The following is a 15,129-nucleotide window of genomic DNA, read 5'->3' on the forward strand; positions in this document are numbered from 1 at the left end:
AAGGCGGCGTCGTTGCTTTCCTTCTCCGGCCGAATGAGAGGCGGGGTCGTTGCTTCCCTTCTCCCCTCGGGAGAAGGTGGCGCGTAGCGCCGGATGAGGGGACGCACAGCCTGGCGACCGACTCGCCACACCAATCAGCCGCCCGCGCCGTCCGGAACACCGCTGACGGCACTCCGGACGCCAGCGCAGATCCCCAGCGTCCCGGAACAGCCCCCGCGCATCCCCCATCAAGCCACACGCACTGTTGCCCCTGCACGCTTGAACCCCGCTGCGCAGCGGCGGACAATACCCATGTTGCGCCGCACAACACCGTGCGACGCGGGCCGCTCCCATCGCCATCGGCGCCCCACCGCTGCGGCCCCGCAACCGAGAGTCCGATGTCCTCCAGCGTGTCCGAGGCCGGCGTCACGCCGCCGCGTTATCCCGATTACCGCATCATCTCGCTGATCCTGGCCTGCGCCATCTTCATGGAGCAGATGGATGCCACCGTGCTGGCAACCGCGTTGCCGACCCTGGCACGCGACTTCGGCGTGGCCGCGCCGGCGATGAGCATCGCCATGACCAGCTATCTGCTGGCACTGGCGGTGCTGATCCCGGCTAGCGGCGCCATCGCCGACCGCTTCGGCCTGCGCCGCGTGTTCGGCGCCTCGATCTGGGTGTTCGTGGGCGGCTCGATCCTGTGTTCGCTGGCCGACAGCCTGTCCACCATGGTGGCCGCACGCGTGCTGCAAGGCGCCGGCGGCGCGATGATGGCCCCGCTCGGCCGGCTGATCCTGCTGCGCACCGTGCAGCGCCGCCATCTGGTGTCGGCGATGGCCTGGACGCTCGTCCCCGCCTTCATCGGCCCGATGCTGGGTCCGCCGCTGGGCGGCTTTTTCGTGTCGTATCTGGATTGGCGCTGGATCTTCTACATCAACGTGCCGATCGGCATTGCCGGCTTTTTGCTGGTCCGCCGTTTCATCCCGGAAATTCCCACCGAAACCACGCCGGCACGTTTCGACCTGCGTGGTTTCGTGCTGTGCGGCACCGCGCTGGGCTGCCTGCTGTTCGGCCTGGAAATGGTCAGCCAGCAGGACGGCATCGGCACCGCGAGCTGGCTGCTGGCCATCGGCACCAGCGCAGCGCTGGGGTATCTGTGGCATGCGCGCCACCACCCCGCTCCGCTGCTGGACCTGAGCCTGCTGCGGATCGACTCGTTCCGCTTATCGGTGATCGGTGGCGCGCTGATGCGCATCACCCAGGGCGCGCACCCGTTCCTGCTGCCGTTGCTGTTCCAGATCAGCTTCGGCTTCAGCGCCGCACACAGCGGACGGCTGATTCTGGCCACCGCACTTGGCGCATTGCTGATGCGCAGCATCACGCCGCAGTTGCTGCGCCGCTTCGGCTACCGCAACAGCCTGATCGGCAATGGCGTGCTCGCCAGCCTGGGCTACATGGTGTGTGCGTTGTTCCGGCCCGACTGGCCGCCGGTGCTGATGTTCGGCCTGCTGCTGTGCTGCGGCGCCTTCATGTCGTTCCAGTTCGCCGCCTACAACACCATCGCCTACGAAAACGTCCCCGCATCGCGCATGAGCCGCGCCAGCAGCCTGTACACCACCCTGCAGCAACTGATGCTGTCGGTGGGCGTGTGCGCCGGCGCGATGATCCTCAAGCTGGCGATGCTGGCCGGCGATCACAGCCAACCGGCGCAACGCGATTTTTCGCTGGCGTTCTGCGTGGTCAGCCTGATCTCGCTCAGCGCCACCTGGTGGCACCTGCGTTTCGACAAGGATGCCGGGCAGGAAATGAGCGGGCACCGGGCTTAGGCATCAAGACCGCCCGGCTGCAATCGAAGCGTTTACAGCGTATCTGCGATACGTTGTTGCAACGCATGCAGCGATTCTTTTCCCGACGCAGCCAGCGCACGCGATGCATAAAGCAGGCGATCGGTGAGCTCGCCACCCAGGCCAGGTTGACCCGCATCGCGGGCCGCCTCGCCGGCGTGCAGCATCTCCAACACGCCCTGCAGCCCGAGCAAGCAGTGATCGATATGCGCGCATTTGAGAGCCAGGCCAAATTGCATCGGCAGATCGGACCAATGAAGGCCATTGGTGGCTTCCGCACCACGTGACTCAGACAGGCGACGGAAGAACACGTCCTCACGCGCATCACCATGATCGGCCACGGTATGGGCGGTCGGCTGCGAGGCGGTTGCGGTAGTGGCCGAATGGGCAGGATTGGTACGCGGCATGAGGGATCTCCTTGGAGAGTGGAGAGCACCGCCATCGTTGACCGGCGCTCGTGCGCCTTGGATTTCGGGCTTCCACACCCGTCTGCAGGATCCACTGCAGCAAGGTGATACTCATCGGACTACTCGACAGTGTCAAGAAGCCCGGGATTGTTCACCTACCCGCGTGCGTTGCCTGACATGCCTCTGGCATGCAGACATGCCCACAGAAAGGCAGCGCGTGTGTCGTCGCCAACCGGATGTGGTCCACGCGATTGGTCACACCCGAACGACGCACTGGGCTCGCGATCGTACGGAGCAATTCCGCATGTAAACAAGGCGACCCTTGGGCCGCCTTGTGCATGGGCAGACAACTCCATAACTGCACCAGCTCAGCCAAGGTGATGGCGAAGCACCTGCTCCGCCATCACCTCGCTGCACGTTGTTACATCCCGTGCGCCGCCAGCTGCCCAAGTCGCTGCACCGCCACCGACACGGTCGGGTAGTCCAGCGTCTTCTGCTCGGCCACATCGGCCAGCATCGCCAGGGTGAAGCGCAGGCTGGAATCGTCGCGTGCCAGCCAGTTGGCCACCTTGTCCTCGGCACTGCTGCCGGGCAGGGTCAGCACCTGCGCCACCAATGCACGCTGGTGCGCGGCCAGCTCGTCGCGCAGCACGCCACGTGCGACTGCATGCCAGCGGCCGTTGACCTCCAGCGCGTCGATCTGCTCGAACAACCACGGCAGGCGCAGCGCTTCGCCCAGGCGGAAATGCACCTTGGACACGTCCACCGGCTTGAGCTTGCGGGTGCGCGCGGTTTCGATGATGTCGAAGGCCGGTTCCAGGTAACGCAACTCGCACAGCTGTTGCGCCAGTTGCGGCGGCAGGCCCTTGTCCTGCCATTCCTGCACGCTGGCCTCGTACTGCGGGCGCTGTGCATCCGACAACACGCCGGAAGCGACCCGGATGTCGTTGAACGGGCCGTGGTAACGCTCCACCGCCGCCGTGATGCCCGGCATCTGGCCCGGACGCAGCAGCAGCCAACGCACGAACGAGCGTTGCAGGCGCCAGATCACTTCCAGTGCATCGATCTGCACCGACTCGGGCACCTTGCCGTCCAGCGCGTCGATCTGCGTCCACAGCGCGCGTGCATCCAGCGTCTCGCGGCTGATGGTGTACGCCTTGGCGACCTCGGCGATGCTGCGGCCGGTGTCTTCCTGCATGCGCATCAGGAAGGTGGCGCCCATGCGGTTGATGGTGGTGTTGGTCACCGCGGTGGCGATGATCTCGCGCTTGAGGCGGTGACGCTCCATCGCATCGGCGTACTTCTTCTGCAGCGGCTGCGGGAAGTAGCGCTGCAGTTCCTTGGACAGATACGGGTCTTCGGGGATATCCGATTCCAGCAGCTGCTGGAACGCCACCAGCTTGGAGTACGACAACAGCACCGACAGCTCCGGGCGCGACAAGCCCTGCCCGCGCGCCTTGCGTGCGGACAGTTCGGCATCGGAGGGCAGGAACTCGATCTGGCGATCGAGCAGGCCCTGCAGTTCCAGCGTGCGGATGAAGTGCTGCTTGGAGCCCAGGCGCTTGACGCTCATCCGCTCCATCAGGCTGATCGCCTGGTTCTGGCGGTAGTTGTCCCACAACACCAGGTCGGCCACTTCGTCGGTCATCGACGCGAGCAGCGTATTGCGTGCGTCGTAAGTGAGCTTCTTGGCCTGCACCATGTCGTTGAGCAGGATCTTGATGTTCACCTCGTGATCGGAGGTGTCCACGCCGGCCGAGTTGTCGATGAAGTCGGTGTTGAGCAGCACCCCGGCCTGCGCGGCCTCGATGCGGCCGAGCTGGGTCAGGCCCAGGTTGCCGCCCTCGCCCACCACCTTGCAGCGCAACTCGCCGCCATTGACGCGCAGGCCGTTGTTGGCGCGGTCGCCCACATCGGCGTGCGACTCGCTGGACGCCTTGACGTAGGTGCCGATGCCGCCATTCCAGAACAGGTCCACCGGCGCCTTGAGGATGGCGTTCATCAGCTCGTTGGGCGAGAGCTGCTTGATGCTGGCTTCCAACCCCAGCACCTCGCGTACCGGCGCGCTGATGTCGATGGATTTGAGCGTGCGCGGATAGATGCCGCCACCGGCGCTGATCAGTGTGGCCTCGTAGTCGGCCCAGCTGGAACGCGGCAGCTTGAACAGGCGCTCGCGCTCGGCGAACGAAGCGGCGGCATCCGGATTGGGGTCCAGGAAGATATGCCGGTGATCGAACGCGGCCAGCAGGCGGATATGCCTTGAGAGCAGCATGCCGTTGCCGAACACGTCGCCGGACATGTCGCCGATGCCAACCACGCTGAAATCCTGGCTCTGGCAATCGCGCCCCATCGCGCGGAAGTGGCGCTTGACCGACTCCCACGCACCACGCGCGGTGATGCCCATGCCCTTGTGGTCGTAGCCGACCGACCCGCCGGAAGCGAATGCATCGCCCAGCCAGAAGCCGTGGTCCAGCGCCAGCCCGTTGGCGATGTCGGAGAACGTGGCGGTGCCCTTGTCGGCCGCGACCACCAGGTACGGGTCGTCCAGGTCATGGCGCACCACCTGCGTCGGCGGCACGATCTTGCCGCCGACGATGTTGTCGGTGATATCGAGCAGGCTCTGGATGAACAGCTTGTAGCAGGCGATGCCTTCGGCCTGGATCGCGTCACGGTCGCCGCCCACCGGCGAACGCTTGACGTAGAAACCGCCCTTGGCGCCGACCGGCACGATGACGGTGTTCTTGACCATCTGCGCCTTGACCAGGCCCAGCACCTCGGTGCGGAAATCCTCGCGCCGGTCCGACCAGCGCAGGCCGCCACGCGCCACCGCGCCAAAGCGCAGGTGCACGCCTTCCACCCGCGGGCTGTAGACGAAGATCTCGCGGTACGGACGCGGCTTGGGCAGGTCCGGCACGATCGACGAATCCAGCTTGAAGCTGATGCAATGGCCGTGCTTGCCGCTCTTGTCGGTCTGGTAGTAGTTGGTGCGCAGGGTCGCGTCGATCACGCCGATGAAGCTGCGCAGGATGCGGTCCTCGTCCAGGCTGGAGACCCGGTCCATCAACTTCAGCAGCGTGGCGCGCGCAGCTTCCTGCTGCGCATCGCGGTCGCTGCCGCGTGCCTGCAGCACCGGCTCCAGCGCCTTGAGCGTGGCCTCGTCGCCCGCTGCCAGCACCGACAGTTCCTCGCGCAGGCGTTCCTGCCCGGCAACGATCTGCGCCTTGGTCTCGCTGCCGGTGGCCGGATCGAAGCGCGCCTCGAACAGTTCCACCAGCAGGCGCGCCAGCAGCGGATAGCGGGTGAACGTCGCTTCGACGTAGGCCTGCGAGAACGGCACCGCGGTCTGCAGCAGATACTTGCAATAGCCGCGCAGCAGCGCGACCTGGCGCCAGTGCAGGCCGGCCGCCAGGATCAGGCGGTTGAAGCCGTCGTTCTCGGCATCGCCATTCCAGATCCGTTCGAAGGCTTCGCCGAAACCGGCGTCGGCATTGGCTGCATTGATCTTGCCGGAGGTCGATTCGACCTCGAAATCCTGGATGTAGACCGGTGTCTCGCCGACCTGCAGCCGGTATGGCCGCTCGGAGATCACGCGCAGGCCCAGGTTCTCCATCATCGGCATCGCATCGGACAACGGGATGTCGTCGAGCTGGCGATACAGCTTCAGGCGCAGGCCTTCGCCGGCGTCCAGCCGCATGCCGTCGTCGCGACGGATCTCCTGCAGGCTCAGGTGCAGGTCGTCCGGACCATCCAGCGCCGCCAGGTGCTCGACGTCGGACACCGCCGATTCGATCGACGAGTCCTCGATATAGCCGGCCGGCAGCGCACGCCCGAAGTTGGCGGCCATGCGCAGGCCATTGACCTCGCCGTGCCGCGCCACCAGCGCCTCGCGCAGCGCATCGCGCCAGTTGCGCAGCAGATGCGCCAGCCGCGACTCGAGCTCGGTGGTGTTGAATTCCAGCGCCTCGCCGCTCTTGGGCCGCACGATCAGGTGCAGCTGCGCCAGCGGCGATTCGCCCAGCACCACGCTGGAATCGATGTATTCGCCGTGCAAAGCATCCTTGAGCAGGGCTTCGATGCGCAGCCGCACATCGGTGTTGAAGCGCTCGCGCGGGATGTACACCAGCGCGGAAATGAAGCGGCTGTACTTGTCGCGGCGCAGGAACATGCGGCTGCGCACGCGCTCCTGCAGGCCGAGGATGCCGATCGCGGTGCGGTACAGCTCTTCCTCGTTGGACTGGAACAGCTCCTCGCGCGGCAGCGTCTCGAGGATGTGCCGCAACGCCTTGCCGCTGTGGCTGCTCGGGGTCAGCCCGGACTTGCTCATCACGTATTCGTGGCGCTGGCGCACCAGCGGGATTTCCCACGGGCGGCGGTTGTAGGCGCTGGAGGTGAACAGGCCCAGGAAGCGCTGCTCGCCGACGATGCGGCCCTTGGCATCGAATTCCAGGATGCCGATGTAATCCATGTAGCCGACCCGATGCACGCGCGAGCGCGCATTGGTCTTGGTCAGGATCAGCGCGTCCTTGAGCTTGGCCGAGGTGTTCAGGCCGTGCGCCGCCAGCGTGGTCACCGGGCGCGCCGGCGAGGTGTCGCGGCCGCGCATCAGGCCCAGGCCGGTTTCCTCCACCGGCGCCAGCACGTCCTGGCCGTCCTGCTTCTCCACGCGGTATTCGCGATAGCCGAAGAAGGTGAAGTGGTCGGCGGCCGCCCAGCGCAGGAATTCCTGCGCCTCGTGGCGGCTGATGTCGTCCATCGGCAGGCGGCGGGTGGCCAGGTCGTCGGCCAGCATCACCATCTTTTCGCGCATCGACGCCCAGTCGTGCACGATCGCGCGCACTTCGGCCAGCACCTTGCGCACCGCCGCTTCCACCTTGGGCATGTCGTCGGCGGGCTGGCGGTCGATCTCCAGCACCATCAGCGACTCGCTCTTGCCCTCGCCCACCGCGGCCAGCTTGCCGGCCTTGTCGCGCGCGATGCGCAGCACCGGGTGGCCGAGCACGTGCACGCCGATGCCCAGGTCCGACAGCGTCATGCTCACCGAGTCCACCAGGAACGGCATGTCGTCGTTGACGATCTGCAGCAGCGTGTGCGGCGACTCGTAGCCGTGGCTCTTCAGGGTCGGGTTGAACACCCGCACATTGACCGTGCCGGCCTTGCGCGTGCGCGCAAATTCCAGCATGTCGGCCGCCAGGGCCGCCCATTGCTCGGGGGGATGGTTGGGGAACTCGTCCTCTTCCATGCGCCGATAGAAGTCCGCTGCAAACAGCTGTACCTCGGACTGGCGGGCAGCCGGGTAGCGCTTGCGCAACGCGGCAAAGACCGGTTCCAGGGTGACCGCCTGCGGCGCGGTGGCAAGCACGGGAACGGCATGGTCGGCGACCGGTTTGACCGACGTCGCGGACGATTTCGAAGCAGCTTTCTTGGCTGTCATGAGAGCGCTGGGATGCTCGGTGGAAAACCTGAATTGTACTGACGCCGGATGAAGACGCCTTGCTGCATAGCGCAAATTCCCGGCCCGGCGCCGGCCGGAGCACGGCGCCGAAGCATTACCCGACGGTCATTCTTCAGGCGGCGCCGGATGGGCGCCCGCCCTGCCGCCCGGGCGGACCGCCACACTCGGCACAGTCCGCCCGGGCGCCCGGTGCAGCAGGGGTTGTGCAGACAGGGCGGCGTCCGTCAAGCCTGTTTAAAAACTAAACTGGACGGTATAGTCTACCGCCATGACCCCCCATTCCCACCGTGCTGCCCGGCGCTCGGACTGCGATCGCCGCATCCATGCGGCTGTGCATACCCTGCTTGCCGAGCGCGGCATGCGGCTGAGCATGGACGCGGTGGCCGAGCGTGCCGGCTGTTCCAAGCAGACGCTCTACAGTCATTACGGTTGTAAAGAAAACCTGCTGCGCGATGTGCTTCAGGACCATGTCCACCTGGCCACGGTGCCGCTGGGCACCGCCTCGGGCGAGTTGCGCGAGGATCTGCTGGCGTTTGCGCTGGCCCACCTTGACCGCCTGAACCGTCCCGATGTGTTACAGACCTGCCGGTTGGTGGAAGCCGAATCGCACCGGTTCCCCGATCAGTCGCAGCAGATCTTCCAGGATGGGATCGTCGGCATGCAGCAACGCCTGGCGCAACGCTTCGAGCAGGCGATGCAGGCCGGCCAGCTGCGCCATGACGATCCGCACTGTATGGCCGAACTGCTGTTGAGCATGATCGTTGGTCTGGATTTCGACCGGCAGCGCTTTCAGGTTCCCCACCGCGCCGGCCTCTCCGCCAGGCAGCAGTGGGCGCAATTTGCTGTCGACGGTTTCCTGCGCGCATTCGCCGCGGTTACTGCCCCGCCTTCGCTGTCCCCGCTTTCCTTTCTCACTTCAAGACCCTAACGGAGTTCCTCCCGATGATCGCCCCGCTCCGCACATTCGGCCTGGCCTGTGCCATTACCCTGGCGCTGGCTGCCTGCAGCAAGCCCGAACAACAGCAGGCACCGCCGCCGCCGGAAGTCTCGGTGCTGGAAATGAAGCCGCAGACCCTGCCGCTGGAACGCGACCTGGTCGGCCGCCTGTCGGCATTCCGGTCGGCCGACGTGCGCGCACGCGTGGACGGCGTGGTGCTCAAGCGCCTGTACACCGAAGGCACCGACGTCAAGGAAGGCCAGCCGCTGTTCCAGATCGACCCCGAGCCGCTGAAGGCCACGTTGCTGCAGGCCCAGGGCCAGCTGGCCGCCGCCGAGGCGACCTACGCCAACGCCCAGGTCGCCGCCAAGCGCGCGCGCAGCCTGGCGCCGCAGCAGTACGTCTCGCGGGCCGACATCGACAATGCCGAAGCCACCGAGCGCTCGTCCCGTGCCAGCGTGCAGCAGATGCGCGGCATGGTCGAAGCGGCCCGGATCCAGCTCAGCTTTGCCAGCGTCACCTCGCCGATCACCGGCCGTGCCGGCATCCAGCGCGTCACCGAAGGTGCCCTGGTCGGCTCGGGTGAGGCCACCCTGCTGACCACGGTCGACCAGATCGACCCGCTGTACGTGAACTTCGCCATGAGCAGCGAGGAACTGGCCGCCCTGCGCCAGGCGCAGAGCAGCGGCAACGTGCAGCTCAGCGGCGACGGCAAGTCCACCATCAACGTGCAACTGGGCAACGGCACGCAGTACCAGCACCCCGGCACCCTGGACGTGTCGGCGGTGACGGTGGACCCGAGCACCGGCGCGGTGTCCTTGCGCGCGACCCTGCCCAACCCCGAACAGGCACTGCTGCCCGGCGCGTTCGTGACCTTCAAGGCCAGCCTGGGCCAGCGCAACAATGCCTACCTGGTGCCGCAGCAGGCACTGCAGCGCGATGCGATGGGCGCCTATGCGCTGGTGCTGGGCAAGGACGGCAAGGTGGTACGCAAGAACCTCACCGTGGACGGCCAGCAGAAGGGTCAGTGGATCGTCACCGGTGGCGTCGCCCCCGGCGACCAGGTGATCGTCGACGGCGTGCAGAAGGCCAAGGAAGGTCAGCCGGCCAAGGGCGTGCCGTGGGATCCGAACAAGCCGGCGCAGGGCGGCCAGCCGGGCGCACCGGGCGCGGCGCCCGCCGCGGCCCAGGGCGGCAACGCACCGGCCGCCGACAAGGCCGATGCCGCGGCACCGGCCGCGCAGGAACAGTCCACGCCGGACGCTGCGGCGCAGCCGGCCGACTCCCAGTCCAAGCAGCAGTGACGGAACCCGGACATGCCTAAGTTTTTTATCGAACACCCTGTTTTTGCCTGGGTGGTGGCGATCCTGATCTCGCTTGCGGGCGTGATCTCGATCCTGAATCTGGGTATCGAGTCGTACCCGACGATCGCCCCGCCGCAGGTCACCGTCACCGCCAACTTCCCCGGCGCCAGCGCCGATACCACCGAAAAGGCGGTGACCCAGGTCATCGAGCAGCAGCTCACCGGTATCGACCACCTGCTGTACTTCAACTCGTCCTCGGCCGCCAACGGCCGCGTGACCATCACCCTGACCTTCGAGACCGGCACCGACGCGGATATCGCGCAGGTGCAGGTGCAGAACAAGGTGTCGCTGGCCACGCCGCGCCTGCCCTCGGAAGTCACCCAGCAGGGTGTGGTGGTGGCCAAGGCCAATGCCGGCTTCCTGATGGTGGCCGCATTGCGCTCGGACAACCCGTCCATCGACCGCGACGCGCTCAACGACATCGTCGGTTCGCGCGTGCTGGAGCAGATCTCGCGCGTGCCCGGCGTCGGCAGCACCAACCAGTTCGGCGCCGAGTATGCGATGAACATCTGGTTGAACCCGGAGAAGCTGCAGGGCTACAACCTGTCGGCGACCCAGGTGCTGACCGCGGTGCGCAACCAGAACGTGCAGTTCGCCGCCGGTTCGGTCGGCGCCGACCCCACCCCGGAAGGCATCAGCTTCACCGCCACGGTGTCGGCCGAAGGCCGCTTCAGCTCGCCGCAGGAATTTGAAAACATCATCCTGCGTACCGACAACACCGGCGCCACGGTGCGCCTGAAGGATGTTGCGCGCGTGTCGGTGGGGCCGAGCAACTACGGCTTCGATACCCAGTACAACGGCAAGCCCACCGGTGCCTTCGGCATCCAGCTGTTGCCGGGCGCCAATGCCCTGAACGTGTCCGAGGCGGTCGGCGCCAAGCTCGACGAACTGCAGCCGACCTTCCCGCAGGGCGTGACCTGGTTTGCGCCGTACGAATCGACCACCTTCGTGCGCATCTCCATCGAGGAGGTGATCCACACGCTGGTGGAAGCCATCGTGCTGGTGTTCCTGGTGATGCTGCTGTTCCTGCAGAACTTCCGCGCCACCGTGATTCCCACGCTGGTGATTCCGGTCGCGTTGCTGGGCACGTTCTTCGGCATGTACATGATCGGCTTCACCATCAACCAGCTGACGCTGTTTGCGATGGTGCTGGCAATCGGCATCGTGGTCGACGACGCGATCGTGGTGATCGAGAACGTCGAACGCATCATGAGCGAGGAGCACCTGGAGCCGAAGGCGGCCACCCAGAAGGCGATGACCCAGATCACCGGTGCGGTGGTGGCCATCACCGTGGTGCTGGCGGCGGTGTTCATCCCCTCCTCGCTGCAACCCGGCGCCTCGGGCGCGATCTACAAGCAGTTTGCGTTGACCATCGCCATGTCGATGGGGTTCTCCGCGTTCCTGGCGTTGAGCTTCACCCCGGCGCTGTGCGGCGCGTTCCTCAAGTCGACCCATTCGACCAAGAAGAACTGGATCTACCGTACCTTCGACAAGTACTACGACAAGCTCGCGCATCGCTATGTGGGCGTGGTCGGACATACCTTGAAGCGCTCGCCGCCGTGGATGATCGTGTTCGTGGTGCTGGTGGTGCTGTGCGGCTTCCTGTTCACCCGCATGCCGGGCAGCTTCCTGCCGGAAGAAGACCAGGGCTTTGCGCTGGCCATCGTGCAGTTGCCGCCGGGCGCCACCAAGATCCGCACCAACGAGACGTTCGCGCAGATGCGTGCGGTGCTGGAGAAGCAGCCGGCCGTCGAAGGCATGCTGCAGATCGCCGGCTTCAGCTTCCTGGGCTCGGGCGAAAACGTCGGCATGGGCTTCATCCGGCTCAAGCCGTGGGAAGAACGCGACGTGATTGCCGAGGACTTGATCAAGCAGCTCAACGGCGCCTTCTATGGCATCAAGGGCGCGCAGATCTTCGTGGTCAACCTGCCTACCGTACAGGGCCTGGGCCAGTTCGGCGGCTTCGACATGTGGCTGCAGGACCGCGCCGGCGCCGGCCAGGAGGCGCTGACCCAAGCGCGCAACATCGTGCTCGGCAAGGCCGCGGAAAAGCAGGACACCCTGGTCGGCGTGCGTCCGAACGGCCTGGAAAACGCGCCGCAGCTGCAGTTGCACGTGGACCGTGTGCAGGCGCAGTCGATGGGCCTGGAGGTCAGCGACATCTACAGCTCGATCCAGCTGATGCTGGCGCCGGTGTACGTCAACGACTACTTCGCCGAAGGCCGCATCAAGCGCGTCAACATCCGTGCCGACGACCAGTTCCGCACCGGTCCGGAGTCGCTGCGCAGCTTCTTCAGCCCGAGCCTCACGGCCACTGGCAGCGACGGTCAGCCCGGGATGATTCCGCTGAGCAATGTGGTCAAGGCCGAATGGACCTACGCCTCGCCGGCCTTGAACCGCTACAACGGCTATTCGGCGGTGAACATCGTCGGCAACCCTGCCCCGGGCGGCAGTTCCGGCCAGGCGATGACGGCCATGGAAGAGATCGTCAACAACGATCTGCCGCCGGGCTTCGGCTTCGACTGGAGCGGCATGTCGTACCAGGAAATCATCGCCGGTAATGCGGCCACGCTGTTGCTGGCGTTGTCGGTGGTGGTGGTGTTCCTGTGCCTGGCTGCACTCTACGAGAGCTGGTCGATTCCGGTGGCGGTGCTGATGGTGGTGCCGATCGGCGTGCTGGGTGCGATCGTGTTCTCGATGCTGCGCGGCCTGCCGAACGATCTGTACTTCAAGATCGGCATGATCACGGTGATCGGTCTGGCGGCGAAGAACGCGATCCTGATCGTGGAGTTCGCGGTGGAGCAGCGTGCGGCGGGCAAGACCCTGCGCGAGGCGACCCTGGAGGCGGCGCACCTGCGCTTCCGCCCGATCCTGATGACCTCGTTCGCCTTCATCCTGGGCGTGCTGCCGCTGGCGATCTCCACCGGTGCCGGCGCCAACTCGCGTCACTCCATCGGTACCGGCGTGATCGGCGGCATGGTGTTCGCCACCGTGCTCGGCGTGATCTTCATCCCGCTGTTCTTCGTGGTGGTGCGGCGCATGCTGGGCGACAAGCTGGACGAGCAGTCGAAGGACTATCTCGCGGCACAGGGCGACGCCGGAAGCCATCGTCCGGATCGTTGATCCGGCACCAGGCGTCAAACGAAAAGCCCCGGCACTGCCGGGGCTTTTTTTGGCCTGCGCCAGCGATGTCCCGCAGGAGCGCACCCGGGCGCGACGGGCTTTACCGGGAACGCCCCGTCGCGCCCTGGTGCGCTCCTACGGTGTGGCGGCGATCGGTGGCATGGCATGGCCGGGCGGGACCCGAACAACGCATCCGCAACAAACCCCATGCCCTTGTAGGAGCGCACCCGGGCGCGACGGGCCTTACCGGGAACGCCCCCGTCGCGCCCAGGTGCGCTCCTACGGTGTAACGGGGATTGGCGGCATGGCGTGCCCGGGCAGGACCCGCACAACGCATCCGCAACAAACCCCATGCCCTTGTAGGAGCGCACCCGGGCGCGACGGGCCTTACCGGGAACNATCCGCAACAAACCCCATGCCCTTGTAGGAGCGCACCCGGGCGCGACGGGCCTTACCGGGAACGCCCCGTCGCGCCCAGGTGCGCTCCTACGGTGTGGCGGCGATCGGCGGCATGGCGTGCCCGGGCAGGACCCGCCCAACGCATCCGCAACAAACCCCATGCCCTTGTAGGAGCGCACCTGGGCGCGACGGGCCTTACCGGGAACACCCCGTCGCGCCCTGGTGCGCTCCTACGGTGTAACGGCGATCGGCGGCATGGCATGCCCGGGCAGGACCCGNATCCGCAACAAACCCCATGCCCTTGTAGGAGCGCACCCGGGCGCGACGGGCCTTACCGGGAACGCCCCGTCGCGCCCAGGTGCGCTCCTACGGTGTAACGGCGATCGGCGGCATGGCGTGCCCGGGCAGGACGCGCCCAACGCATCCGCAACAAACCCCATGCCCTTGTAGGAGCGCACCCGGGCGCGACGGGCCTTACCGGGAACACCCCCGTCGCGCCCAGGTGCGCTCCTACGCTGGGGTGCGGGCGGCGGTGGAGCCGCGCACCACGCAGCGGCCCGTCATCACCATGCGGCGGATCGGCAACTGCGGATTGCCCAGGCGTTCCAGCAGCAGCGACATCGCCGCGCGGCCCATGTCCTCGACCGGCTGCTCGACCACGGTGATGCCGGGCTCGACCAGGTCGGTCCAGCGTTCGTTGTCGAAGCCGGCCAGGGCCAGGTCGTCGGGCAGGCGCAGACCGGCGGTGCGGGCGGCCTTGAGCGCGCCCATCAACAGCAGGCTGTTGCTGGTGACGATGGCCTCGGGCCGGTCTGCACCAGCCAGCCACTGGCCGACCTCGGCAATCGCCGCTTCGGCGGTGGGCGCCACTTCCCGGTAGGCCGGCGTCAGTCCTTGCGCAGCCATCGCAGCCAGATACCCATCGCGGCGTTCGCTCGCGGTGGTACTGGTGCCGAACAGCCCGCCGATGCGCCGGTACCCCTGCGCCTGCAGATGCGCGACCAGCGCCCCCATGGCCGCGGCGTTGTCCAGCACCACGCTGTCGTAGCGACTGCCGGGGCCGGCGCGGTCCACCAGCACGGTCGGGTAGTCCAGCACCAGTTCGTGCATGCGCCCGACCGTGCTGCGGGTCGGCGCGAAGATCAGCCCGGTGATGCGCTCTTCCTGCATCAATTGCAGGTACAGCGCCTCGCGCTCGGGGTCTTCGTCGGTGTTACACAGGGTCACGCGCATGCCGGCGCGGTAGGCCACCTCCTCCACCGCGCGGATCAGCGCGGTGAAGTACGGGTTGCGGATGTCGGCGACGATCACCCCCAGGATGCCGGACTGCTGGGAGCGCAGGCGCCGCGCCATCAGGTTGGGCCGGTAGCCGGTCTGGCGCACCGCCGCTTCGACCTTGGCCCGTACCTCCTCGCTGACCGGGCCGGTGCCCAGCGCGCGCGAGACGGTCGATTTGGAAACCCCGGCCACGCGGGCCACGTCATTGATGCTGATACTCACTGGGACCGTTCCCGCTCCATTTGCGCACCTGCAGCCAGGTGCAGTGCATGATCCGATGCTAACCCGAAAGCACTACTGCGTTTTTGTGCAGCGCACATTGACCTGGAACGTGGGAACGTTCCCA

At 66.6% G+C, this 15,129-nt stretch carries 7 protein-coding genes; 4 read left to right on the top strand and 3 right to left on the bottom strand.

Going from position 1 to position 15,129, the window contains the following annotated elements; genetic code table 11:
- Positions 1 to 377 precede the first annotated feature (377 nt).
- On the top strand, positions 378 to 1,805 hold the full coding sequence (locus C0541_RS06505) for a DHA2 family efflux MFS transporter permease subunit (RefSeq protein WP_115046813.1): 1,428 nt from the start codon (positions 378 to 380) through the stop codon (positions 1,803 to 1,805).
- Positions 1,806 to 1,837: 32 nt separating this feature from the next.
- Here the strand turns inward: C0541_RS06505 and C0541_RS06510 are convergent, their stop codons facing one another.
- Both C0541_RS06510 and C0541_RS06515 read right to left on the bottom strand, forming a co-directional pair.
- Positions 1,838 to 2,134, bottom strand: a complete 297-nt coding sequence (locus C0541_RS06510) for a hypothetical protein (protein WP_115047338.1) — start codon at positions 2,132 to 2,134, stop codon at positions 1,838 to 1,840.
- Between the two features lie 517 nt (positions 2,135 to 2,651).
- Complete coding sequence (locus C0541_RS06515) at positions 2,652 to 7,661, bottom strand: NAD-glutamate dehydrogenase (RefSeq protein WP_115046815.1); 5,010 nt, start codon at positions 7,659 to 7,661, stop codon at positions 2,652 to 2,654.
- A 289-nt stretch (positions 7,662 to 7,950) separates the two neighbouring features.
- Here C0541_RS06515 and C0541_RS06520 point away from each other — a divergent pair, with 289 nt between their 5' ends.
- From C0541_RS06520 to C0541_RS06530, 3 genes are read left to right on the top strand one after another with little or no spacing between them, the layout of a single operon-like run.
- Complete coding sequence (locus C0541_RS06520; RefSeq protein ID WP_115046817.1) at positions 7,951 to 8,610, top strand: TetR/AcrR family transcriptional regulator; 660 nt, start codon at positions 7,951 to 7,953, stop codon at positions 8,608 to 8,610.
- 14 nt (positions 8,611 to 8,624) lie between these two features.
- Positions 8,625 to 9,923, top strand: a complete 1,299-nt coding sequence (locus C0541_RS06525) for an efflux RND transporter periplasmic adaptor subunit (RefSeq protein WP_115046819.1) — start codon at positions 8,625 to 8,627, stop codon at positions 9,921 to 9,923.
- Between the two features lie 12 nt (positions 9,924 to 9,935).
- Complete coding sequence (locus C0541_RS06530; RefSeq protein WP_115046821.1) at positions 9,936 to 13,106, top strand: multidrug efflux RND transporter permease subunit; 3,171 nt, start codon at positions 9,936 to 9,938, stop codon at positions 13,104 to 13,106.
- 909 nt (positions 13,107 to 14,015) lie between these two features.
- Here the strand turns inward: C0541_RS06530 and C0541_RS06535 are convergent.
- Positions 14,016 to 15,005, bottom strand: coding sequence for a LacI family DNA-binding transcriptional regulator (locus C0541_RS06535; RefSeq protein WP_115046823.1), 990 nt, complete (start codon positions 15,003 to 15,005; stop codon positions 14,016 to 14,018).
- Positions 15,006 to 15,129: the final 124 nt, after the last annotated feature.

Source organism: Xanthomonas arboricola (assembly GCF_003353015.1).
GTDB classification, from domain to species: domain Bacteria; phylum Pseudomonadota; class Gammaproteobacteria; order Xanthomonadales; family Xanthomonadaceae; genus Xanthomonas; species Xanthomonas arboricola_E.